Below are 24,644 nucleotides of genomic sequence, written 5' to 3'. Positions count from 1 at the left end.
TAAAACTATTTTGGTCAAAAACAAAAAGAAACACTTGTAAAAAGACTTTTCAGGTTCTCATTCAAACAACTTGTAATCTATTTTTCTTTTATAGCAAAACAATCACAATAATGTGATTAAAAAATCGTTTTATAAATAAAGATCACAATTGATTCCTTTATCAGATCATGAAAGAAGCACGCCAATTTCGGGAAGCGCTCGGACTCACACAAGAAGAAGCCGCACAGTTGCTAAAGATCCCTAAAAGCAGAATAGGAATGTTTGAAATAGGACAGCGGGAACTTCCTGTAAAAGCCAAACTTCGGTTGGTTACGCTCTACCATGACCTCCAAAAACAGGAAGCGCTTTTGCAATCGGCAACCAACGAAACTTTTGAAAAAGAGGCTTATGTTGCTTTCTTGGAGCTAGAACTATTGGAAAACCAATTCAACCGACAAGTACTGGAACGAAAACTGGAACAGTCCAAGGAAAAATATCAAAAAAGTTTGAAACTATCCCGTTTAACAACACTTCTGGAACAGGATACTAAGGAAACCGAGAAACCTTCTCCCGCTTTTATGGAATTCTTAAAGCGAAAAGCCCGAAACGGAATGCAAAAACACGGCTTGCCGGAACAGGCCAAACTGGCATTAAAACTAAAAAGCTACCACAGCTTTCAACAAGAATTGGAAAAAGAATTGAAACAATACCGGAGTTAAGTCATGCTTCATTTCCATAGAAAAAAACCTGCCCGATGAAAGTTAACCAACATTCCGGACAGGTTTCGCGAATTAAATTACTTAACAAGGTCTATACATTACACTGAAACTATTCACAAGATGAAGCCGCGACTGTACTACTCACCTCACGGTTCGTAGTTACCTTAACCTGATAAGGTGCCGTGATCGTTGTACCGTCCGGAACTAATCCGATGTAACTGAACTGACCGCCAGTTGACTGAACCGTATCAATCTGAACTGTTTCGTTCTTCGGTCCGTAGATCAGGTAAACCGAATAAGCCGTTATCGGCACTCCTTTTCGTCCGCTTAATGTTCCGCTGACATAAACAGCATTAACTGAATTACAAGTAACCACATTAGCATCGGAAAGTGTTACCGTTTGCGCTTTTAGAGTAGTGTTGAAACAGCTGAACAACGAACAGGCTGCAAGAGCTAAAAAATATTTTTTCATAATTGATGTTTTTGGTCCCTACTCATCTGGCTTTTCGGTTACGCCCCGTTTTAAAATGGTTTCCGGTCTCCATTCGAAAAATTTTGTTTCACTTCAAAATTCATATTCCAAAACTACTACACTACTCAATTGCAATCCTTTAAAAAGGAATGAGTACTCTTTTTTTATCCACCAATACGGCAACAAACAGCATTTGTAAGTTTTTATCCGCACAACTAACTCCCGATTTAAACAGCCTTACATTTCCGTTCAGAAAAAATACGGTTTCATACCCCAAAAACCCTGCTTTCATTCCATTTTTTCAGAATTTCCCTCTGCCCTCTTCTACATTTGTATACGTGATTTTCTTTAGAAATCACCCGATTAAGAAATATTTATTAACCGTTTATCATTTTAAAATCAGTAGAATTATGAAGCAAAAAAACTACTTTCTTTTATTAATCCTAACCTTTTTTCAACTGGTTAGTAATGCACAAACACTGGATCAATCCAATGCACCTGCCGGCTCCGGAGGCGGAGGTTTTCAGGTAAACAATTCCGGACAAACTGTAGGTCAGTCATTTGTTGCCGGCTTAACAGGAACTTTAGCTCAGGTAAATGTATACTTAGGCAACTATAATTTTGCAGCCGGTGATTTCCGATTATCAATCATTAACGGCGACGGATACGGAGGAGTTGTAGCAGGTACTCAGGACTTTACACTTTCAAGCTATCCGGAGACGGAGAATATGTTATTTCAGTCTCTAATACGATCAATATCACAGCCGGCAATACCTATACTTTAAAATTTGAAGGAATTACCGGAAGTGTTAACATGCTGGCACCATCAGGAGATATTTTTACCGGCGGAACATTATATTATGGCAGCGGCTCTTCTTTCAGTTCGTATGATCTATGGTTTAAAACCTATGTTAGTGTCCCAACGCCAGCTACTCACTTAAATTTTGACGGAGTTAATGATTATGTAAACTTAGGAACTTCAATCTCTACTGCTTTAAATGGAGCAACTGCTTTAACATTTGAAGCATGGATTAATCCATCAGTTTTAAATGGGTGGAATAATATTATTACAGATTATGATGGAGCTTATCATAAAGTATTATTACGTGTAAGAAATAACAACAACATTCAATTTGTTTTAAATGGTACTTTTTTAAATTCTCCTTTTAGTGTTCCCTTAAATACATGGACTCATATTGCTGCAGTTTATGATGGAGCAAATATGTATGTTTATGCAAATGGAACTTTAATCGCTTCTCAAGCTGCTTCTGTAAGTTTACCAACCACTTCAAATCAATTTAACATTGGTAATAGAATTAGTGGTTCAGAGCTTTTCACAGGAAATATTGATGAAGTTCGCGTTTGGACTACTGCAAGAACAGTTGAACAAATTAATGGCTCTATGAACTGTGAATTACAAGGAACAGAATCAGGCTTAGTAGCTTATTACCAATTCAATCAAGGAATAGATCAGGCAGACAATACAAGTGTTACTACTCTAACGGATGCCACTTCAAATGGATATGACGGAACATTGACTAATTTTGCTTTAACAGGTTCAACTTCAAATTGGTTAGCAGGTTCTGCGGTAACAACCGGATCTACAGTTCCTGTTGCTCCTACAGTTGCAACGCCTGTGGTCTATAATCAAAACGCTACAGCTACAGCTTTAACTGCTACAACAGGAGGAACCGGATTATTATGGTATACAAGTGCTACAGGAGGAACAGGAAGTGCTACTGCTCCGATACCGGATACTTCAACTCTAGGAACTACTTCTTATTGGGTCTCTTCCACTAATGCCAACGGTTGTGAGAGTGAAAGAATGGAATTAGTGGTAAATGTATTATCTCCCGCTACTCATCTGAATTTTGATGGTGCTGATGATTATATAGCTATAGGAGCAAATCCTATCTTTGATTTTGCCAATAATGATTTTACTCTTGAAGCTTATATTTACAGAGCGATCTCCGGTACTGATGATTGTATTATCGGAAAAGATAACTGGGCAAGCAATAACGGATACTCATTCTGGATTCTTTCAAGTGACAAACTGGTCTTAAGATTCGGTTCAACGACTTATTCCAGTACTATGAGTGTTCCTTCTTCAACTTTTACTCATGTAGCAGCTACATATGATTCCGTAAATAATGAAGTAAGTCTTTACATCAATGGGGTTTTAGATTCAACACATCCTTCCGGCGATCCTATCTTGAATACCGGCAGTTTATATATCGGAACTCCTCAGGATGCAGTAGCCAATTCAACGTACGGATTTTCCGGCTCCATAGACGATTTAAGAATCTGGAACACACTTCGCTCTGAAACTGAATTAAATGGTTTCATGAACTGTGAACTACAAGGAACTGAAAACGGCTTATTAGCATACTATAAATTCAATCAGGGTTCTGATCAGGCAGATAATACTACTGTTACAACAGTAACTGATGCTACAGCAAACGCAAACAACGGAACCTTGGTCAACTTTGCTTTAACAGGAGCCACCTCTAACTGGTTGGCAGGCTCTCCTTTAGGAATTGCTCCTCAGGTTACAACGCAACCACAGGATCAGACTATCACGGAAACCGATAGCTTAACTTTTACCGTTGCAGCGACCGGCGCAACTTCTTATCAATGGGAAGTCAGCACAGATGGAGGTAGTACATGGATGGCTTTAAACGATAACTTTGCCAATCCTGATGTTTCCGGTTCTACAACAAATACCTTAACGGTTTCCGGAAATAACATGATAATGGTTAACGGCTATTTATTCAGGGTTCTTATCGGTGGAACAGCGATCTGTACAATACCTTCTGATAGTGCATTAGCCACTGTAACCTTAGGAACCGAAACATTCTCTGCTAACGGTAAAGAGGTTACTATTTATCCTAATCCGTTCCGTAATGAGATTATAGTTGATCTGTTACATATAACAACTACTGGCACTTCATTGGAAATATACGATAGTAACGGACGTTTATTAAAAGATCAAAAGTTGAGTACAACTCAAAACAGAATTGACATGCATGATCTGCCGTCAGGTTTGTATCTGTTCCGTATTATTTCCGATGAAAGAACATGGACCCAAAAAGTGATAAAACAATAAAAACAAGCTATCTTAGCATTCGTTTAACCTAAACGAAAAATGTTTTTGTATTTTTTAAATTACGTATTAATCAATTAAAACACCATGGAAACAAATCAAAACTTTACTGCGCTAAAAGGAGAAGACACTAAGATCATCCCTTCTACAGCCAAACCGGCAATTGTCCCTAAACAAGAAGTGCAATCGGTTATTACTTTTACAAACAAAAGACCGGCAACACCACTTCCTCCTTTAGTTCAGGCCTATTATACTGCCGCAGAAAACACGTTACAAGTCAGTGCCGTTATCTTTATTGCACAAGAGAACATTGAGCCTTCCTCAATCACAGTCGGATATGACAATCCAACGGGGGATCAGCCAGCATTTTATATTTACTATTATGGTCCTGAAGTTGAGACCGACACCTTTTACGGGTTTCAGATCAATTTTGAAATCAAATTAGAAAAACAACCGGAGTTGATAGAAACATTTGTATGTGACAAAGATCCGGTAACATCCAGAGGAACATTAACTACAGTACAACCTTAATAATAGAAGGGAGTTTATTTTGCTTAAACAGGCGGTCCGTTTTGACCGCCTGTTTTTTTATCACAAAATTTAGCTAACTTGCCGATTCGTTTTGTAAAGCACCAAATCTGATCCGGCATGCGAATGAATCTTACGTTTTTCAGGATTTTTATTCTCTTTTTTCTGGTTGTCCATCCTTTGGCTAAAGGGCAAGCTCAAAAACAACTGCATCTGCTCTTTGAAAAAGAGATTGAGAAAAAATGCAAGGCTTTATCTGATGCTCCTTACTTTAAAAAAACATATACTTTCTTTTTAGAAAAGAAATGGGATTCTACTCTGGTCTATTCCATAAGACAGCTCAATTCTAACCGCTCAGACAAAACGATCAACGATTACTGTCACTTTTTCAGAGGCTTCAGTTTCAAAGAAAAAAAACTATTCAAAGAAAGTCAAAAAGAATTATCCGATATCACAAACCGTTTCTTTTTTTACCAACGGGTAACCATGCTTTTAGGTGAATTAGCTTTAGAGAACAACGAATCGGAAAAAGCCATCCCTTATTTTAAAAAACTGGAAGCATTAAGCAATCCTGAACTCTACGGTATTAAAGCCAGTACTATAAAACACAATCTGGGGATCTGTTACCTTCATTTAGGTCAGTTTTCTAATGCCGAGTCTTATTTGCTTAACAGCACCGAACTACAGGAACAAGAACAGGACACTATTATGCTGATAGGATCCTACGGCGATATCGCGAATCTTTATTACGAACAATACAAAGACGATCAGGCAATTCCTTATTTTATAAAGGCCTATGAACTCGCTCAAAAGACAAAAGATTTCAGACTAAAATATACTACAGCCTATAATATGGCTATAGTGGAAGAAAACCGAAAAGATTTTCTCCAATCGCTTCAGTACAGAAAAGAATTTGAAAAATGGAAAGATTCTTTGAACGACCAAAATAAGATCTGGGAAGTTGCCCAACTGGAAAAACAATTTGCCGTTAAACAGAAGCAAAAAGAAGTGAGTCTTTTGCAGGCAGAGAACAAAATTAAAATTGCTGAAAGGAACGGGCTTCTGTATTCGGCTATTGTTCTCTTAGTCTTATTGATCACCGGAGTTTATTTTTATCTTGAAAAAATAAAATCAAATAAGATCATACTGGCTCAGAAGCAAAAATTAGACGAATTAAATGCTACTAAAGACAAGCTTTTCTCTATCGTTAGCCACGATCTGCGTTCGTCTGTCAATGCTTTAAAAACAAGTAACAGCAAACTTTTAAAGAACTTAGAGACTAAAAATCTGGATGAATTAGACTTTCTACTGCATCAGAACAGCGCTATAGCCAATTCTACCTATAATTTACTGGACAACCTGTTGCACTGGGCATTATTACAAAGTCAGCAATCATTCTTTGAAATTACCGCTATGCGTTTGTTCTTTATAGTGGAACAGATCAGCTTCAATTACAAATCCCTGTTACAGGAAAAAGAGATTCAGTTTGAAAATAATGTTGCCCGAAGCGAAGTGGTCTATGCCGATCAGGAATCGTTAAAGATCATTTTGAGGAACTTGATGGACAATGCCATTAAATTTTCAAAAGAAGGAGGGTACATTCACATCTATACCCGGAGTCGAAACGATATGTACTGTGACCTCATCATTGAAGACAACGGTTTAGGCATGGATGCCACCACCCGTGAAAACCTTCTTAAAGAAGATATCTCATTAATAAAGAAGCAAAACAATGACAAAATAGGTAGCGGATTAGGGCTGCAACTTTGCAAATCGATGATCAAAAAGAACAAAGGAAAATTCACAATAGAAAGTGAATTGGGAAAAGGAACGAAAATGATTGTATCTTTGCCTAAAACCGTGTCTGATGGATAACATAAATATTCTGGTTGTTGAAGATACTCCTTCTGAAAGTGAAGCCTTAATCACTGTATTAAAGGAGAATGGTTACAATGTTGTAGGCCTGGCTACTAACCATAAAGATGCTTTAGCTTTATTTTATGCCAACAAAGTCGACATCGTTATTATTGACATTTACTTAAACGGTATCCCGGAGGGGATCACCTTTGCCGAAACGATTAACGTTATTCCTAATTCGGCCAAGCCTTTTGTCTTTTTGACCAGTTCTACAGACCGACATACATTTGAACGCGCCAAACTGACAAACCCGTTCAGTTACCTGCTCAAACCATTCAACGAACTGGAACTTTTGTATGCGCTAGAACTTGCCATTGAAAAGTTCTATGCTCAGAGCGATGTTTTTTTGGGTGAAGAGGAAGACACAGTGATCAGTACCGAATACTTATTCATTAAAAAAGGTAAATCGTTAAAAAAAGTATTGATCGCTGATATCATTTATATTGAGGTCGAAGAGAAATACTGCAACATTATCACTGAAAAAGAAAAATTCGTTATCCTGATCTCTTTAACCAAGATCCTCGATATGCTGGACAATACTCTTTTTTGCCGGACACATCGAAACTATATTGTAAATACAGAGAAGATCATTGAGATTGTTCCTTCTGATAACTTGGTTATCTTAGCCGGAAACCATAAAGTGACCTTAGGTGAAAAATATAAAAACCTGACAAAAAGAATACGAACTTTAAAATAACCGCGACTACAACCTATAAACACAACCCCTGTAAACAACCTGTTTATAAAGCAGTTATACCTGTATCTCAAAACAAGCTTTTCTCCTCTGCTCCCTGTTCTTTTTCTGTTGTAATATTGTTATAGAATTACTTCATGCGGAAACCGAAAAGCAAAAAGAGTAGGTCTATTTTAAATTTTAAGTTATGTCTGAAAAAAACGGCACTGCAGAAATGCAGCAAGTAACCCCGGAAATGATTGCACATGATTTTCATGTGGCAACAGCAGGAAAAATGGACGATGCAGCAATAGCATCTGTAAAAAAAGGCTTAACAGCTACTACTTCTTCATACGGAGCAAATGGTAGTGTAGCCAGCATGATCTTTTATCTGAAGTTTCAGGTCAACATCAAAAACGGGAAATCCTTTAACGGAAATGCAGGAGGAGTATCTTCACCCGGAGGAGGAGCTTTGTTCGGAGATGTTTATACTGACGATATTAATAAATTATATTCGGATACAGTTAGTTTTCAATTTAATTGTACTCCTGTATATACTAGTTTATTGTTTTTTGACAAGCATTCTAACTTATTAGGACATTTCCAATCCGGATCTGTTTCAACTGTTTTAGGTACCGGCGGTGGTAGCGGTCATTGGTCATAAAGTAAACAGATAAAAAATTGAGAGTGCTCTATACAGAGCACTTTTTTATGCTGTATAACTAATATTTCATTACTTTTTCAGGTCGTAAAGCATAAATTTTTGATACTTATATGCTTTTTTTTAACAAAAATCTTACCTTTGCCTGCGAAATGAGAACACAAAACCTACATATACAAGCTATTTCAAGTGATAGCAACTATCGTTTAGAGGTAAAATTCCCTTCTAAACCTACCGGATGTTTTGTGAAGATCTATAAAAAATAAATCAAGATTTAAAATACTATAGCTATTTCAAAGCGTCCTTTTAGTCAAAAGGGCGCTTTTTTTTATACCAAAAAAACAAAAAATCGTATGAAAATGACACTTAAACAAACCTAGTGTGAAAAAAAAATTAAAAAATGTCAGATGATCAGTAAACATAAATTGAAATAAAACTTGAAAGGTAATCAAATGAGAGACAGCCATTTGAATTCTTCAGAAAAATCTGCCGAAAGCGGATCGGACACCTATTGCCTAAAAACAACATAAACAATTGATAATCAATGAAATAATTTTAAAAAATATTTGGAAGTTACTTTTTTTTGACCTTATCTTTGCCTCAGAAATTTGAAACAACAAATAGTTAGATCATTACGTACAACGAATACTTTATAACCTGAAGCTTATACTGATAAAAATGAAACGAGATTTAAAACAACATATAACACTTATAGCAATTGAAGCAAAAAATACTTCTTTAGGATCTTACCGTCCGGTGTTTTATAGTGATTATAAATTGGTGCCTCCATATAGGGAATAGATTGTTATATACAATTGTATCGTTATGGAGCACCTTCAAAAAGAGGTGCTTTTTTTATGCCTAAAATTAAGATTCTGTAGCTCAACAGGATAGAGCATTCGCCTACGAAGCGAAAGGTTACAGGTTCGACCCCTGTCAGGATCACATGAGTCTTTAGAAAGGGACTGGCTTATTAAGGGACTAACTAACCTACCTGACTGTCTCTCAGGAAACACGGGTTCCATTCCCGTATAAGCCGCAAATGGTGTTTTTAGCTTATTTGGTAAAGCATTGAACTGTGAATTCAAAGAACAGGGTTCGATTCCCGAAAACACCCTAAATAACTGGGAAGATAACGATTGGTTGCTTGTCTTCTTTGGATGTAGAAGATTGCAGATTCGAAATGCGAAGCATTCGTGAACACCTAAAAAAATAATAAAATTAGGTAAACAATCCTGCTTCTCAGACAATTTGGAAGTACGTCGGAGTCAGAGAGCCGAGCTTGTCTGTAAAACAAGTGCTTTTATGCTGAATAAGTGCAAATCTTATTACTTCCACAAAATTGCAGGAATGGCAGAACAGGCAGACGCATCAGATTTAGGATCTGAATTTTGAGCATTCAATTCTCTCTTCCTGTACAAAAGGAACAGTGGTGTACTTGGTGTTGCACACTTGTTTGAAGCACAAGGGGTATTCGTTCGATTCGAATCTGTTCCACTAAAAGAAGTTGAAGTTTAATTAAAAACAAAAGAAGATGAGACCAGACATTGTAAAACGCTTTTTGACCAACACAGATGAAACAGGAAGATTTTTGATGAAGTCAAGAATTACCGGAATCATCTATTTTGTAGAACCGCTCTATAACGGTAAAACACCACAATGGGGCGACGTTGATCCGGCAACGAAAAAAATAACTGGGCAATATGGTTCTAAATATACTGGAGCCGTAACCAAAAAAGAATCCTTAATAACAGAAGAAAACGGATTTGTCAACATCGGCTATTTTAAAGGAAGTCCCTTCGGAGCTATAGAGGTACGAGATAAAGAACATCAAAAACGAATGGGATTATAATTATTTTTTGCTACGCAAAATAACTGCGTACTTCGTTTTGAATCTTTGTTCAGTAATAAAGAAAACGTTCTTTGAATACAAAAGATTATGAGATTTCTCCTAACGTCGAAATAACAATATTAGGGTAAAAATATCAAGCAAGTCCTGTTGGGTGTTTCTGTATAGCACTAATGTAATGCTCTTTACGTAAAACGTATGAAGTAGCATTATGCAACTTGGCTTGGAGGTTTGCGGTTGTTTTCCAAAAAACGATCTACCATTAGTTTCGCAGGTTCGAATCCTGCTACTACGAAAGTAGTATGGCGGAGCGGCTAAACGCGCAAGATTAAGGTTCTTGTAACTTTCCATTTGGTGGTCATCGGTTCGATTCCGATATGCCTGCAGAGGCGTTAACTCAGTTGGTAGAGTCCCAAAAGCAGACTGTAAATCTGTTTTTACGAGAGAGGCATTACTCTTAAAAAAGGTGCAAAAAATTGAAAACATTTGGTTTTTATCTGTTTCAACATTTTTCGAAATTGAGAAACACTTACGAAGAAACCTGAAAAGGGCTTCGCTTTCAAAACCGTTCTTTTGCTTTTCTGTGTGATCACTGGTTTATAATAAGCCAATGAAACAAAACAGTTAACCATTTGAATGCTTCTGTTAACTAACCTTTTTTCCGTTTTGGGTTAAGGATAAAAACCGAAAGTTTTCTTTAAAAGAAAACAATAGAATTAAAATATAAAGACATGATTAAATACATTACTATTAATGCTTACCAAGTAGGTTTAGTATTTGAAAGAGGAAAATTGACCGACGTATTGCAGGAAGGAAACTTCTGGATCGTCGGGAATAAAGAAGTGAAATTATTTGAAATGAAGCAGTCTTTCGTGGCTACGGTGGAATTGAACATTTTGTTAGAGAATTCAACCTTAGCTTCTATGTTAGAGATCGTTGAAGTGGGCGATACTGAAATAGCCTTGTACTTCACAAACGGAATGTTCAAAGAAGTTTTGCAAACCGGTCGATACGCATTCTGGAAAGGTTACTTGACCAATGAATTTATCAAAGTGGACCTGGCTAAAGTGGCAATTAAAGAAAATATAAACACGAGTTTGCTGGAGAACATCAAATTGCGAATGTACACCCGTAAATTTCAAGTCTTCAATTACGAAAAAGGATTATTGTTTATCAACGGAACATTCGCCAAAGAATTGTCTGCCGGAACTTTCTATTTCTGGAATAACGCCATTCCAATTGATGTAATAAAAGTGGATATTCGCCAAAAACAAATGGAAATATCAGGACAAGAATTGTTGACCAAAGACAAAGCCGCCTTACGTATCAACTTCTTTGTGAATTACAAAGTAACCGATATTCAGAAGGCTGTTGTAGAAAACAAAGACTACGAAAAACAATTGTATGTTTTAATGCAGTTGGCCTTAAGAGCTTTTGTCGGTGGATTTACATTAGACGAATTGTTGAGCAAAAAAGACCGTATTACCGAAATTATTTTGGAAGACACTCAAGCAAGAGCAAAAGAATTAGGTGTTGCAATTACAGATGCCGGAATTCGCGACGTAATCTTACCGGGCGAAATGAAAGAGATCATGAATCAGGTATTGATGGCCGAGAAAAAAGCACAGGCTAACAGTATTATGAGACGTGAGGAAACTGCGGCAACCCGTAGTTTATTGAACACTGCTAAATTGATGGAAGAAAACGAAATGTTGTGGAAATTGAAAGAAATGGAATATGTGGAGAAAATCGCTGACCGTATCGGAGAAATTACCATTTCAGGAAGCGGAAACGTCATCGGGCAGTTGAAAGAGATTTTTGTAAAATAAAAAAACCTCGAAAAGATAGCATTTTCGAGGTTTTTAAAAAACTAAGAAAATGAAAGAGGTAAAAATTGATTTTCAAACTATTATAAAAATTATTTTAGCTCTCTTGAAAATTATTGAGAGCATGATCGATTAAACAAAACATGAAAACAACAGATAAAATTTTAATTATTGACTTAGAAGCTACTTGCTGGAAAGGAGAAATCCCTACCGGTGAAGTGCATGAGATCATTGAGATCGGTATTTGCGAGCTAGATCGTTCCAGTGGTACCATTTCTAAGAACAAAGGGATATTAGTACGCCCTACCCGTTCGAAAGTAAGTTCTTTTTGTACTGAACTGACCACTATTACTCAAGAACTTTTAGATACGGAAGGTGTAACTTTTGAAGAAGCTATTGCGATGTTAGTCCGAGAGTATCAGGCGGATCAATATACCTGGGCCAGTTACGGACAATACGACCTGAATATGCTTAAGCGCCAGTGTAAAGCCAGAAAAATCCCTTATCCATTAGGAAGCCAACATATTAATGTAAAAGAATTGTTTGCTGAGGTTAAAGGCTTACATAAAAAAACAGGTATGAATGGTGCTTTGGCAATTTTAGGGTTGCCTCTGGAAGGAACTCATCACAGAGGTATAGACGATGCAAAGAACATTGCTAAGATTTTGCATTGGTGTTTACAATCACACTAATGCTCCTTATCTAAAAGGCAAACTTTAACATTGTGATTCACTTATTTTGTTGAATAACTGGAACTCTTTTCAAGAACCACATGCATAAAAGTTTGCCTAAAAATTCTACCTCATCTCCTCCTCTCAACTTTTCCTGATCTCTTTCGAAGAAAAACAATTCCATAATCTTCATAAATAACTGTATTGCACTTTCCTTTCTTTCGATATTCTTATACACTCCTTCACTAATACCTCGTTCTATATTTGTTTGTAAAAAAAGCTCCACCAATTGCTCATTCTCTTTCCGTAATTTAATAAATGAATCTTTATAGTATTTCCTTAGATCGTTTATGAAAACAGTATTGATATGTATATAGATATCATTTAAATATTTGAAAAAGGAAATTAACTCGTCAATAGCATTTATAGCTTTACTATTTATTTTCTCAAGATTTAGTTCAAAAATTTCCTGTTCCTGCTCCAATATCATGGATACCAGACATGCTTTATTTTCAAAAAGAGTATAAAGAGTTTTCTTAGAGATACCACACTCTTGAGCAATATCATCCATAGAAACTACATGAATCCCTATTTTACAAAAATACGCTCTGGCTACTTGCAGGATATACTCTGCTTTATCATCCTTGGTCATTATTGCATTTTTTATCGGGTATCAATAATCTAAATATCCCATTTTATAAGAGTAGCACCCCAGGTAAACCCTGCTCCGAAAGTTGTCAATAATAAAAGGTCTCCTTTTTTTATTGTAGCTTCATAGTCCCACAGACATAAAGGTATAGTAGCAGCCGTTGTATTACCATAATACTGTACGTTTGTTAGAATCTTTTCATTTTCTATTCCTAATTCTTTTCCGACTGCTTCTATAATCCTAAGATTTGCCTGATGAGGTACAAACCAACTAATGTCTTTTATACTTAATTGATTCTGTTCAAGCAGATTTCTACACACTTTAACCATTTTTGCAATAGCATTCCTAAATACAACTCTCCCTTCTTGCTTAATAAAATGTTTTTTAGAGAGTAATGTTTCCATTGAAGCCGGATAGCGTGACCCTCCTCCCTCAATATTTAGAAATTCCATTCCTTCTCCATTGCCTTCTAAAATACTGTCCATTACACCGGCTTTTTCCGTTGATGACTGTAATAAAACGGCTGCTGCTCCGTCCCCAAAAAGAATATTTGTAGTCCTATCATACTTATTTAATACACTACTCATTTTATCTGCCCCAACCACTATAACATTTTTATACCTGCAACTTTCAACTAAAGAAGCTCCCAAAGACAAAGCATACAAGAAACCGCTACATGCTGCATTTATATCAAAGCCAAAAGTTTGTTTAATGCCTAATTTCCGACAAACAATATTAGCTGTTGAAGGCATCGGCATATCAGGAGTTGAGGTCGCAACAATTAAACATGCTATTTCTTCAACTGTAATTTCTGCTTTCATCAACAGGTTCTGTACGGCCTCTACTACCATATCAGAAGTTCCCAAATCGTTAGCCAAAATCCTTCTTTCCCGGATTCCTGTTCTCTTTAAAATCCACTCATCGGAAGTGTCAGAAATATCAGATAACCATGCATTAGTTCTGATCCCGGGAGGCACATAACCTCCCAAAGCTGTTATCTTGGCGTTCAATCGCATAGCTTGTTAATACTCTCCAATTGCTTTTTTGTATCTGGCTTCACTTACTTTGTATTCAGCTCTAGCATCTATTACATTAGAGTAGGCTTGTTGCCACAATACCTGAGCTTCCAGCACATCCTCGCCCAAGACCGTTCCTGCTTCAAATCTATCCTGATTTAAACGAAGGTTTTCTTCTGCCTGCTGTAGTGATTTTTGAGTAAGATCTATACGTTTTGCTGACTGATTGAGTTGCAACCACGCATTTTGAATTTCCAATCCAAGTAATTCTTTGGTTTCTTCTAACTCTAATTTTTGTGCTTCTGTTTTGAACTGTTGTTCTTTTACTTTTTGCTTTCTTCCGCCCCAATCAAAAATGGGAACATTTACTGATAGTAAGCCTACAAAAAATTGCATATCATTACTTCCGTCTTCAAAATTGATTTGTTTCCCGAATGCAGCAATTCCATTAGCACTCAATGCAACTGTTGGTCTGCGATCACCTCGCAACAATTCTGTTTGTAATTTCTGAATTTCCACAGCTTTACCAAGCATCTTAACTTCAGGTCGACTTTCCACTGATAAGGTATTTGCTTCCGAAACTAATGAATAGGTAATCGACACGTCGTCCTGTATATCAAAATTAATATTGTCTAAACCTATAATTTGTGCCAAACTCAATTTTGCCATCGTTAAGCCATCTTCTGCTTTTGTCAGATTGAGTTCAGCTTCATTGCGTTGTACTTCTACTTTTAGTAGATCATTCTTATAAATTAAGCCTGCATCAAAAGAATTTTTAAGACTGGTATGCAAGGCATTGAGCAACCTTACGTATTCATTGGCCAGAACATTCTTCTCTTTCAGATTAACTATCTGCCAATAAGCCGTTTCTGCATTCAGTAAAATTTCATCTTCTGTTAAATCTTTTTGAGCGGCTTGCAGTTCAACAGCTGATGCCGAAAGTTTTTTTGCATTGTGCACTTTTCCACCCGCATACAATACCTGAGATACTGAAAGCACTCCGCTTCCCTGATATTCGGGTAATAGCATATTCAAAGGATCGGAAAGATAAATCCCTGTTGCGCTGGCATCGACTGTAGGTTTGCCGCCTGCTTGTGCAGAAGCGCTTGCTGCTTGTGCAGCTTCCAGACTTTTTTGTGCCTTTTGGAGTTTTTTGTTATTTTCCAAAGCCAAAGATTTCACTTCTTCCAATGAAAGTTTTCTTTCCTGCGCATTTCCATCATACCCGAAAAGTAACATGACGGACAAAAACAGGATCACAATTTTATTTTGCTGTATTTTCATCATTTTTTCTTTATAAAAACTGCCCTGTCAAAGGGAATTACAGAATTGCAGTAAATAACAGGACAGTTTGAAGATTACTGTTTAATAGAGTTAATGAGTCGTTACGGGTTTATACATCACATCATCATCACCATCAGGCTGAATTTCAGGCGCTTCTTCAGGAATAATGGGCTGTTTTAAAAATTTATAATACATTACCGGCACGACAAACAAGGTAAGTATCATTGAAAATATCAATCCGAAAGCCAATACACTTCCCAGTGGTGCCCACATTGGAGATTTACCAATAATCATCGGAACCACTCCAACTGCCGCCGCCGCTGATGTAAGGAAAATAGGTCGCATTCTCCTTTTTGCAGCTGCAATAGCCGCCGCCTTGTGTGTGTATCCGTGGTCACGTATAAGTTCGTCGGCATAATCTACCAATATAATCCCGTTTCGCACTACAATACCAATCAAACTGATGATTCCCATAAAACCTGTCATTCCCAACGGATTCCCTGTAATAAGCAATCCGAAGAATGCACCGAACAAGCTCAACAAGAACGTACACAAAATGATAAGTGATTTCCCCAAACTTTTGAATTGAAACAATAACGTAAGGAAAATAAGGATAAGACTCACCCCAAGTGAAATTCCCATTCCCGGAGCATTTTCCGCACTTGACTCTGCATCCCCTCCATATTGAATACTTGTTCCTTTGGGCAATTCTAATGCATTTATCTGCGGTTGAATATCTTTCAAAATACGTGATGGCTTTTTACCTAATTGTGCTTCGGAATATACACTTAACAGTTTTAACCCATTGCGTCTTAAAAGCATTCCGGTATGCCATTCCGGTTCCAGCGTGGCTATTTCTTTCAACGCAATCTTAGTCCCATACATAGATGTAATATGCAGGTTTTCAAGTGCTGTAAGATCTTTTCTGCTTTCTTTATCATAGCGCAAAAAGATATCCACGGGCTTATCGCCTTCCCACAAAGTGGAAAAAGCAAAACCTTTTAATCCTGCACCCAAAGTTTGAGTGATTCTCTGATTAGAAATACCAAGTCGGTTCGCTTTTACATTATCGATATTAAGCTTTACCCCCATGTAGTCGTATTCGCTACTCAAACGGACATAGTTCGTACCTTCGGCTTCTTCAAGTATCTTTTTAACTTTTAAGGCTACTCTTTTTTGATCTGTTTCGTTCTCGCTTACTATACGAATATCAATAGGTGCGCCTTCCTGAAAACTTAATTGTTTTATTTTAACAGCCCCGTCAGGTATAAAACCTTTCAGCTTTTGCAGATATTCATGTGCCATTTCGTTAGTTGCATCATTATCAACCGTTGTAATAAACACTTGGGCAAAATGTTTTTTAGGCGATTCAGGTGCATATGAAGTATGGAAACGAGGTGAACTCATTCCTATAAAACTCGTTACATCTACTACTCGCTCATCTTTTTTCAAAATAGTTTCCAGTTCTTTTACTTTTTCTTCTGTTTTCTCCAGTGAAGTTCCGTTTGGCATCCAGACTTCCATATTGAACTGATTGCGCTCTGATAACGGGAAAAATTCAGAATCTACTTTAGTTGCAATGAAAAAAGCAGATAATACCGATAATACACCAAGAGCAATAGTGGTTTTAGGATATCTGAAAGCGGCTTCTATTCCTTTGTCGAAAGCAGATTGTAAGTGGTCAAGCATATTTTTCTTTACAGGACGATCGCTTACTTTGTGTTTTAATCCTTTTTTAATAAATACATAACACGTATAAGGTGTAAACAACAGTGCAATGAGCATGGAAATAGTAAGGGCTATTGCCACTGTAACAGGAAGCCAAAACATAAAATCTTTAGCAATACCATCCATAAAAAGAGCCAATGGAAGGAATGCAAAAATAATAGCTAACGTTGCCGTAAAAATAGGAATCATTAACTGCTTGGCTGCCTGCCATGCCCCTGTCCAAGGTGTAATGCCTTCATCCAGTTTTTCAATATAATTATCAACAACTACTATAGCATTATCTACAACCATTCCCAAAACAATGACCAAAGCTGCTAATGTTACCTGGTGAAGTTCGACACTGAACATTTGCATAAAAGCAAAAGTTATCAGAATAGAAATAGGTGCTGCTGCTGAAGCTACTGCTGCTACGCGAAAAGGCAACAACAACATTACGACCAACACTACTGAACCGATAGCCAAACCAAACTCCTTCATAAAATGACTGATACTCTCATCAACTACTTCCGGTTGGTTTACAATCGTTTTCATTTTTATATCGGGCGGAAAAGTTTTCTGGATCGTAGCAATCTTTTCTTCTACTTCTTTTCCGAAAGCTACAACATTGTTCCCGGGCAACATATCAATAGACAGTACCATTGCCTGCTCTTCCCCTATTCGTACAAAAGATGATTTTTCCTCAAAACGACGCTCTAATGTTGCTACATCTTTCAAACGGACAATTGTTCCTGAAGGTGTGGTATATATAATTTGATTGGCGATATCATTCTCATCTTTATAACGACTATTGGTATAAATCGGGATCGTATTGTTTGACCCCATTGCCACTTCGCCGGTATAACTCGTTACATTCTGTTGTTGCAACGTTCCGATAAGTGTACTAATATCAAAACCGTATTGTTGCAACTTCTTATCGTCTATTTTGATATAGATCTGCTGACGCTGCCCACCTGAACGGTTGATTTTAGAAACCATCGGAATCACTTTCAGTCCGTCTTCCAGTTTATCAAGATACTTTTCTATTTCGGCATACGAGCGCTCTTTTGACGATACCGAAATAATCATTGCTGTTACATCAGCAAAATTACTATTGATAAAAGGTCCGATCACACCGGCAGGAAGTTTAGAACGTAAATTCGCATCCATATCTAACTGTAAAGTGTGCCAAAACTTTTTGCGATCTTTCACACTGGTATAGATCTCTGTTGTTAAGAAAACCTGCCCTTCTCGGACTTCAGATTTAACTTTTTTCTTTTTGATTTCTTCAAATGAAAACAAATATTGTTCTATTTTTTTTGCTACTTCTTCCTCTACCTGATGCTCATCAGCTCCGGGATACAAAGCATATACCAATGCCGTAGGCATATCAATGCGCGGATTTTCGCTTCGCGGCATATTCATCAGCGAATTAAGCCCCATAATCATCAACAGGACTACCAGCACAATAACTACCTGCTTGTGCTTCATTGCAGCTTCTAGGAAATGTATGTTACGTTTCGTCATTTTTAAACAAGATTTTACATTAAAAAGAGATTAGAATTTAACCGATGAACCGTCTTCCAAGTTCGTTTGTCCGCTTATGATAAGTCTATCGCCTGCTTGCAACCCTTTGCTTACCACCACATCGTTAGTTCCTGTTATTTTAGAAATACTTACTCTTTTTTTAATTGCAATATTGTTTTCTTTAGCAACAAACACGTAATTGATATTATCCGGATCACGTACAAGTGCTTGTGCCGGAACAATAATCCCTTTTTGATTTTTACCTGTGCTGATAATAATATCAGTAATCATTCCCGGTAGAAGTTGTCCGTTTGCATTATCGAGACGAACTTTTACAGTATATGTTTTTGAAAAGTTATCTGCCTGCGGATTGATTATGGTTACTTTTCCACTAACCTCCTTGTTCAGTGACGGAATAGAAACCTGTGCTTCGGCTCCTATTTTCAATGATGAAATTTCATTTTCAGTAATAGCCGCTACAGCATAGACTTTATCTGTTTTTACAAGAGTAAAAGCAGGAATACCAGGCGCTGCAGTTGCACCTGCTTCAGTATTTTTTTGAGTAACTATACCTGAAAAAGACGCATAAAGTTTAGTGTCTTTTAAATTTTTAGTTGCAGACTGACTATTGGCTTTTGCCTGTGCCAAAGCTACTTTTGCAGCAATATAATCCCGCTCGGGCAAACTGTTCTTTTTGTACAACTGATCTAACCGGTTAAAGTTATCTTGTGCTTGTTCTAAACCCGCACTTGCTACATCAAGATTATTTTGGTATGTATCAGGTTCAATGGCTGCTAATAACTGTCCTTTAGAAACATGTTCTCCTTCCTGAACATAAACTACGGTTACTCTACCCGCAACACTAAAACCAATGGAAACGGTATTATCTGCTTCTATACTTCCACTGTAAGTAAGTTTTTCAGGTTGCTCTGAAACCGTTATTTCCTTTACGGAAACAGGGTATGCTTCTGTTCCTTTTTCTGTGCTTTTTTGTTCTTTATTCCCACAGCCGGACACTATCAGCGCAGACAACAATATCAAAAAAAGATTTACTCTAACCATATTCATCGGATTTTTACATTTGATAATTTGAATTGCAAATATCCGTGAATCGGTTAGGGTTCAAAAGACCTGTTTTCGGCTAGTTTTGGTCTAAATCCGTACTTTTTAACAGAAAAAGATCACTTGTGTTGTTCTCGGAAAGCTTTCGGAGAAATTTTCATCTTCTTTTTAAAAAATTTTCCAAAAAAAGACTGATTGCTAAAGTTAAGCTTCTCCGCTATCTGAGCTATAGTCAACGAATTATCAACAAGTAAGTCCAAAGCTTCCATAATAACTACTTCTTCTATGACTTCGCGAGCAGACAAACCGGATGCTTCTTTTGTTACTTTGGACAAATAATCGGGTGTAACAGAAAGTTTATTAGCATAAAACTGTACTCCTCGTTCTTCTTTTACATGGACTTCCAATAAACTGAGAAACTTCAGGACAAGTTGTTTTTTACGGGATGTTTTCATTTTCATCTCTTTTATATCTTTTCTGAAAACGTCCATAAACTCCAAAGTTATCAAATTAAAATAATGAGCAATTCTTTCTTTTTGATAAAATGCTTCCTGATTCAAATTGAGATAATACATATTTCTGATCAGGACAAAAAATATGTCTCGCTTTTCTACCGTAAGTTTCCAAACCGGTTTTTCTTTTACTGTAAAAAAACGCAATACATTTAAATCACTGTGATTCAAAAGGTTTCTTTGTGCAAAATCTTGTGTAAAACTGACTCCGATAGACTCTGTGTCTTCTATGATTTCTAAGACCTGAATAATGGTTTGCGGAGAAAAAATAATAAGGTCATTTTCTTCTAACAAATATGTAACCAAATTAAGTTGTATCTTGATTTTTCCTTTTGTTATAAGCATTATACCTATAGTATCTGAACGAAACGGATACGGAAAAGGGTTTTCTGTTATTGGTTCTTCATCAAAGCTAACGTGTAATTCGCTTGATTGCTCTTCCTGTCCCAGAATACTGAAAACATCTTTTAAACTATGTTGCTGTATAGAATATTTATTGTTCAAATTGTATTGCTTTTTATGTAAAAATAAAAAATATATCTATCATTCAAATCTTATCTTTTTCCTCTTCAACAACCTCTCTATTCATCAATTTTAAAAAAATAAAAAAAAATTGTAACTTTTTTGAAACTCATTCCGTATAAGTACTGAACTTAAAAGAACTAAGGAGAGAAATAAATGAGACAGCTCAAAATTACGAAGCAGGTTACAAACCGTGAGACTGCTTCTTTAGACAAATACCTTCAAGAGATTGGTAAAGTTGATCTTATTACTGCTGATGAAGAGGTAGAATTAGCACAAAGAATCAAAGCCGGTGACCAAAGAGCATTGGAAAAATTGACTAAAGCTAATTTACGTTTCGTGGTATCGGTTGCAAAACAATATCAAAATCAAGGACTTACACTACCCGATTTAATTAATGAAGGTAACTTAGGCTTGATTAAAGCAGCACAACGTTTTGATGAAACCCGTGGTTTTAAATTCATTTCCTATGCTGTTTGGTGGATTCGTCAATCTATCTTACAAGCTTTGGCAGAACAATCACGTATTGTACGTTTGCCACTGAATAAAATCGGTTCCATCAACAAGATCAACAAAATGTATGCTTTATTGGAGCAATCCAGTGAGCGTGCCCCATCTGCTGAAGAGATTGCAAAAGAGTTGGACATGACAGTAAATGACGTTAAAGAGTCTATGAAAAATTCAGGACGTCACTTATCCATGGATGCCCCGCTTGTAGAAGGTGAAGATTCGAACTTATACGATGTCTTACGTTCCGGAGAATCTCCGAACCCTGACAGAGAATTGATCCACGAATCTTTGCAGACTGAAATCGAAAGAGCTTTGGAAACACTGACTCCAAGAGAAGCTGATGTGGTTCGCTTATACTTCGGTTTAGGAGATCAACATCCGATGACTTTGGAAGAGATCGGTGAAACTTTTGATTTAACTCGTGAGCGTGTTCGCCAGATCAAAGAAAAAGCGATCAGACGATTAAAACACACTTCAAGAAGTAAAATTTTGAAAACATATTTAGGCTAAGCCTATTAAACGCAACAACAGTTTAATAACTGTTCGTTTTTTGATTGATGATTGAAACCTCGGCTGATTACCGGGGTTTTGTTTTATTAATAAACTTCTAGATTCAAAATTCTAAGTTGAATATTCAAAACTCAAAATATAAGATCTTAATTTGTACATTTGCAAAAATATTGAACATTAGCAATGCTAATTTGCAAATGTTCAAATTTATAAACGACACAACAACACAACAAAATGAAAAATACTTTAATTGCTCCTTCTGTTTTAGCAGCTGATTTTGCCAACCTTCAACGCGATATTGAAATGATCAACCAAAGTGAAGCAGACTGGTTTCACATTGACATCATGGATGGTGTTTTCGTTCCGAATATTTCTTTCGGTATGCCGGTATTAGATGCCATCAGTAAACATGCTAAAAAAACAATTGATGTACACCTGATGATCGTAGATCCTGATCGTTATATCACTACTTTTAAAAAATTGGGAGCTGATATCCTTACTGTTCACTACGAAGCCTGCACTCACCTGCACCGAACATTACAAGCTATAAAAGCAGAAGGAATGAAAGCCGGAGTAGCTATTAACCCTCATACTAATATCATGCTATTAGAAGATGTTATCCAAGACATCGATCTTGTATGTTTAATGAGTGTTAATCCGGGATTTGGCGGACAATCTTTTATAGAGAACACTTATGCCAAAGTAAAAAAACTGAAAGAACTGATCGCTCTGAAAAACGCTCCGACTTTAATTGAGATCGACGGAGGAGTAACTAATAAAAATGCGAAGGCTCTTGTAGATGCCGGAGCCGATGTTTTAGTTGCCGGAAGTTATGTTTTCGGGGCTCAGGATCCGGTTGCCACCATCGCCGATTTAAAAGTCATTACGCAATAAAAATTCAATTTAAAATATCACTTCGATCAAAGAGAGAAGTCTCATAATTTTATAAGATTTCTCTCCTTGGTCAAGATAATAAACTATCTGATCTATTTGGATTCTAATATTGACTTATCAAATATTTGATCAGATCTGTTGTTGTCAGAATTCCTACAAGCAGATTCCCTTCGCAAACAGGAAGCGCGTGAAATTCTTTATTTGATAAAACCTCAGCAGCTTCTTTGATCGTTGTTTCCGGTGAAATAGAAACCAAATTTTTGGCCATAACCTGCTCTACTGTAAACATATTATACACTGTGGTATCTACTACTTCATCATTATCATCAACGGCATCAGCAAACGAGATACGCAACAAATCCGTATAACTTAACATTCCTAAAATCTTGTTGCCGCTTACAACCGGAATATGGCGAATATGGTGCTTCTTAAAAAGGCTCTCTGCTTTGGTCAGATCATCGGTAATATTCAACTTAACTACATTTGTTGTCATTATAGTTGAAACTGGAACACGTTGTTTCATAAGGCTTAATTTTTGATTACTATTCAAAATTACATATAAAACAACAATAATCCGAGGCACTAAATCATTGGAAATTACTATTTTTTTTCGTATCTTAACAGTTAGTTTTTATCTTATTTCTTTGAAATTGATCATTGTTTTGACCAACTCATATAATTGCGGGAATTCAGCCTGAAATCGATCCGGAGTTTCAAAAAAGTGTTCTAATACAACTGCTATAAACTCGAATTCATTAGTATAGGCATAAATACGGAAATAATCAGATTCGACCATTCTTTTATGGTTTGCAGGATATCTGATCTGTTCAATGATCTCATCGTAAGTTGCTGAAAAGATCGTAGAAGAAGTATCTGTACTTTTTAAACCCTGGTAGTGCAATACGTGACCGAATTCGTGTAGTCCTAAATTCAGATTATCATTGGATATCTGATAGCCTTCTAAAAAATCTTTCCATGAAAAAACAATAGCATTCATTGCCGGGTTGAACTCTCCCTTGTGGTAATTATCATTGATTGTAGAATAATAGATATCCGGATAAACTATGATCTTATCAATCACATCAAATAAATAACGTCGCATTCCGAAAGTCAGCATAATGGCTGTTGCTGCAATGAGCACCTGTATCTCATCTGTAATCTCTAAACCGTCTTTTCCGTAAAACGGGTATTGCTTTATAAATTTTGCCACTCTGTGTTCAAAATAGCGTTTTTGCTTAACCGGCAACTTAGCGTAAAATTCAAATCGGTTGTTTAGCACTTCTAATTGCTGAAGCGATAATTTTTTCGGAAAAGGATAGAAATGCACATAAATAGGCTTCCTGAATAAAAAGGCATAAACAGGCTCTACGACTACGTGGTAGGCAAAAAAAAGTGTAAAAGCAAGTCCTGCAAGAATTAAAAAATATACCAAAAAAATAAGCGAGATTAGATAGAATTGCTAAGATATAAAATTACACTAAGAACTCGCTTATTTAATACCCTTCTATTTCTCCAATAATGTCAAAACAACTATCCCTGTTCTCCCGATCAAAAAGGTAAACATGCCGAAAACAGAGGGCAGGAAAGAGACTTTTAAACCACCTGCTAAAATTTCAGCAGTAACACTGCCTGTTTTTTGGATAAATTCAAAAGCACTTATTAAACCGATCGATTGCCCTAAAATTCCCCAGACCAGTACAAACAAGCTGATGGATGCAATTAAGTTTTTTGTTTTAGTGTTGTCTGATTTTTTCAACACTCCTTTCACCACCAATAATAAAATCACAATTAGCAGTAAAACAATAGGAACCATAAAAAAAGGTCCGCCCTCATAAATTTTTTCTAAAATCATTTTCATATTTTTTTGTTATTAATATGGTTCAAAATTAGTCTACTGCTCTTTTGTATTTTCTATTTTGCGACTAACGCCTCCTATTAAGCTTTAAAGAGCCAAATTTACATTGCTATCCGCAATTATTTCTATTAAAAAGCTAAAACAAGCTCTAAACAGGTCATTCGTCGCAAAAGTTTTAAAAAAACAAGAATTTAATTAAAT

General features: G+C 36.5%; 23 protein-coding genes and 5 tRNA genes. 17 read left to right on the top strand and 11 right to left on the bottom strand.

Going from position 1 to position 24,644, the window contains the following annotated elements; translation table 11 throughout:
• The first annotated feature begins 167 nt into the window (after nt 1–167).
• Complete coding sequence (locus DI487_RS09860; protein WP_109569489.1) at nt 168–698, top strand: helix-turn-helix domain-containing protein; 531 nt, start codon at nt 168–170, stop codon at nt 696–698.
• Between the two features lie 109 nt (nt 699–807).
• On the opposite strand, the gene DI487_RS09855 is transcribed toward DI487_RS09860, so the two are convergent.
• Both DI487_RS09855 and DI487_RS16060 read right to left on the bottom strand, forming a co-directional pair.
• Nucleotides 808–1,170, bottom strand: coding sequence for a hypothetical protein (locus DI487_RS09855; RefSeq protein WP_146193431.1), 363 nt, complete (start codon nt 1,168–1,170; stop codon nt 808–810).
• Nucleotides 1,171–1,309: 139 nt separating this feature from the next.
• Complete coding sequence (locus tag DI487_RS16060; RefSeq protein WP_170108195.1) at nt 1,310–1,462, bottom strand: hypothetical protein; 153 nt, start codon at nt 1,460–1,462, stop codon at nt 1,310–1,312.
• Nucleotides 1,463–1,580: 118 nt separating this feature from the next.
• On the opposite strand from DI487_RS16060, the gene DI487_RS15985 reads away from it, so the two are divergent.
• The 14 genes from DI487_RS15985 (at nt 1,581) to DI487_RS09795 (ending at nt 12,419) form a co-directional block, all read left to right on the top strand.
• Nucleotides 1,581–1,955: a hypothetical protein gene (locus tag DI487_RS15985; protein WP_146193430.1), complete on the top strand. Its 375-nt coding sequence runs from the start codon at nt 1,581–1,583 to the stop codon at nt 1,953–1,955.
• A gap of 29 nt (nt 1,956–1,984) precedes the next feature.
• The gene (locus DI487_RS09845) at nt 1,985–4,276 is read left to right on the top strand and encodes a LamG-like jellyroll fold domain-containing protein (RefSeq protein WP_109569486.1); all 2,292 of its coding nucleotides are present in this window, start codon (nt 1,985–1,987) and stop codon (nt 4,274–4,276) included.
• Nucleotides 4,277–4,360: 84 nt separating this feature from the next.
• The gene (locus tag DI487_RS09840; RefSeq protein WP_109569485.1) at nt 4,361–4,804 is read left to right on the top strand and encodes a hypothetical protein; all 444 of its coding nucleotides are present in this window, start codon (nt 4,361–4,363) and stop codon (nt 4,802–4,804) included.
• Nucleotides 4,805–4,921: 117 nt separating this feature from the next.
• The gene (locus DI487_RS09835) at nt 4,922–6,676 is read left to right on the top strand and encodes a tetratricopeptide repeat-containing sensor histidine kinase (RefSeq protein ID WP_245896345.1); all 1,755 of its coding nucleotides are present in this window, start codon (nt 4,922–4,924) and stop codon (nt 6,674–6,676) included.
• Complete coding sequence (locus DI487_RS09830) at nt 6,669–7,415, top strand: LytR/AlgR family response regulator transcription factor (RefSeq protein WP_109569484.1); 747 nt, start codon at nt 6,669–6,671, stop codon at nt 7,413–7,415. The genes DI487_RS09835 and DI487_RS09830 overlap by 8 nt, the downstream gene beginning before the upstream one ends.
• Before the next feature lie 184 nt (nt 7,416–7,599).
• Nucleotides 7,600–8,055 carry a VapA/VapB family virulence-associated protein gene (locus DI487_RS09825; RefSeq protein ID WP_245896343.1) on the top strand — a complete coding sequence of 152 codons (456 nt, stop codon included), beginning with the start codon at nt 7,600–7,602 and terminating at the stop codon, nt 8,053–8,055.
• Nucleotides 8,056–8,923: 868 nt separating this feature from the next.
• Nucleotides 8,924–8,997: transfer RNA gene (locus DI487_RS09820), tRNA-Arg, on the top strand.
• A gap of 100 nt (nt 8,998–9,097) precedes the next feature.
• Nucleotides 9,098–9,168, top strand: a tRNA-His gene (locus DI487_RS16055).
• A 228-nt stretch (nt 9,169–9,396) separates the two neighbouring features.
• Nucleotides 9,397–9,470 (top strand) — tRNA-Leu (locus tag DI487_RS09815).
• A 5-nt stretch (nt 9,471–9,475) separates the two neighbouring features.
• Nucleotides 9,476–9,549 (top strand) — tRNA-Phe (locus tag DI487_RS09810).
• A 37-nt stretch (nt 9,550–9,586) separates the two neighbouring features.
• A complete protein-coding gene (locus tag DI487_RS09805; RefSeq protein WP_109569483.1) occupies nt 9,587–9,904 on the top strand; it encodes a hypothetical protein in 318 nt (105 codons plus the stop codon).
• Nucleotides 9,905–10,198: 294 nt separating this feature from the next.
• Nucleotides 10,199–10,287: transfer RNA gene (locus tag DI487_RS16050), tRNA-Leu, on the top strand.
• Between the two features lie 345 nt (nt 10,288–10,632).
• Nucleotides 10,633–11,730: a slipin family protein gene (locus DI487_RS09800; RefSeq protein ID WP_109569482.1), complete on the top strand. Its 1,098-nt coding sequence runs from the start codon at nt 10,633–10,635 to the stop codon at nt 11,728–11,730.
• Nucleotides 11,731–11,870: 140 nt separating this feature from the next.
• Nucleotides 11,871–12,419: a 3'-5' exonuclease gene (locus DI487_RS09795; protein WP_109569481.1), complete on the top strand. Its 549-nt coding sequence runs from the start codon at nt 11,871–11,873 to the stop codon at nt 12,417–12,419.
• 37 nt (nt 12,420–12,456) lie between these two features.
• Here the strand turns inward: DI487_RS09795 and DI487_RS09790 are convergent, their stop codons facing one another.
• From DI487_RS09790 to DI487_RS09765, 6 genes are all read right to left on the bottom strand, one after another.
• A complete protein-coding gene (locus DI487_RS09790) occupies nt 12,457–13,050 on the bottom strand; it encodes a TetR/AcrR family transcriptional regulator (RefSeq protein ID WP_109569480.1) in 594 nt (197 codons plus the stop codon).
• A 29-nt stretch (nt 13,051–13,079) separates the two neighbouring features.
• Entirely contained in the window at nt 13,080–14,063 is a 984-nt protein-coding gene (locus tag DI487_RS09785) for a beta-ketoacyl-ACP synthase III (protein WP_109569479.1), read from the bottom strand.
• Between the two features lie 6 nt (nt 14,064–14,069).
• Nucleotides 14,070–15,350 (bottom strand): TolC family protein, encoded by a 1,281-nt coding sequence (locus DI487_RS09780; RefSeq protein ID WP_109569478.1) that lies wholly within the window; start codon nt 15,348–15,350, stop codon nt 14,070–14,072.
• Nucleotides 15,351–15,437: 87 nt separating this feature from the next.
• Nucleotides 15,438–18,578 carry an efflux RND transporter permease subunit gene (locus DI487_RS09775; RefSeq protein ID WP_179948677.1) on the bottom strand — a complete coding sequence of 1,047 codons (3,141 nt, stop codon included), beginning with the start codon at nt 18,576–18,578 and terminating at the stop codon, nt 15,438–15,440.
• A gap of 30 nt (nt 18,579–18,608) precedes the next feature.
• Nucleotides 18,609–19,640 (bottom strand): efflux RND transporter periplasmic adaptor subunit, encoded by a 1,032-nt coding sequence (locus DI487_RS09770; RefSeq protein WP_170108194.1) that lies wholly within the window; start codon nt 19,638–19,640, stop codon nt 18,609–18,611.
• Between the two features lie 119 nt (nt 19,641–19,759).
• Entirely contained in the window at nt 19,760–20,656 is an 897-nt protein-coding gene (locus DI487_RS09765) for a helix-turn-helix domain-containing protein (RefSeq protein ID WP_109569476.1), read from the bottom strand.
• A 174-nt stretch (nt 20,657–20,830) separates the two neighbouring features.
• Here DI487_RS09765 and DI487_RS09760 point away from each other — a divergent pair, with 174 nt between their 5' ends.
• Both DI487_RS09760 and rpe read left to right on the top strand, forming a co-directional pair.
• Nucleotides 20,831–21,694, top strand: a complete 864-nt coding sequence (locus DI487_RS09760; RefSeq protein ID WP_045967558.1) for a sigma-70 family RNA polymerase sigma factor — start codon at nt 20,831–20,833, stop codon at nt 21,692–21,694.
• A gap of 234 nt (nt 21,695–21,928) precedes the next feature.
• Entirely contained in the window at nt 21,929–22,588 is a 660-nt protein-coding gene (rpe, locus tag DI487_RS09755) for a ribulose-phosphate 3-epimerase (protein ID WP_109569475.1), read from the top strand.
• A gap of 103 nt (nt 22,589–22,691) precedes the next feature.
• Here rpe and DI487_RS09750 read toward each other — a convergent pair whose 3' ends face one another.
• The 3 genes from DI487_RS09750 to DI487_RS09740 form a co-directional block, all read right to left on the bottom strand.
• Complete coding sequence (locus DI487_RS09750) at nt 22,692–23,111, bottom strand: CBS domain-containing protein (protein ID WP_109569474.1); 420 nt, start codon at nt 23,109–23,111, stop codon at nt 22,692–22,694.
• Between the two features lie 108 nt (nt 23,112–23,219).
• Complete coding sequence (locus DI487_RS09745; protein ID WP_245896341.1) at nt 23,220–24,020, bottom strand: zinc-dependent peptidase; 801 nt, start codon at nt 24,018–24,020, stop codon at nt 23,220–23,222.
• Between the two features lie 72 nt (nt 24,021–24,092).
• Nucleotides 24,093–24,440 carry a MotA/TolQ/ExbB proton channel family protein gene (locus DI487_RS09740; protein ID WP_109570652.1) on the bottom strand — a complete coding sequence of 116 codons (348 nt, stop codon included), beginning with the start codon at nt 24,438–24,440 and terminating at the stop codon, nt 24,093–24,095.
• Between the last annotated feature and the right edge of the window lie 204 nt (nt 24,441–24,644).

The organism is Flavobacterium sediminis (genome assembly GCF_003148385.1).
GTDB classification, from domain to species: Bacteria; Bacteroidota; Bacteroidia; order Flavobacteriales; family Flavobacteriaceae; genus Flavobacterium; species Flavobacterium sediminis.
This window is presented reverse-complemented; position numbering and strand designations above follow the sequence as displayed.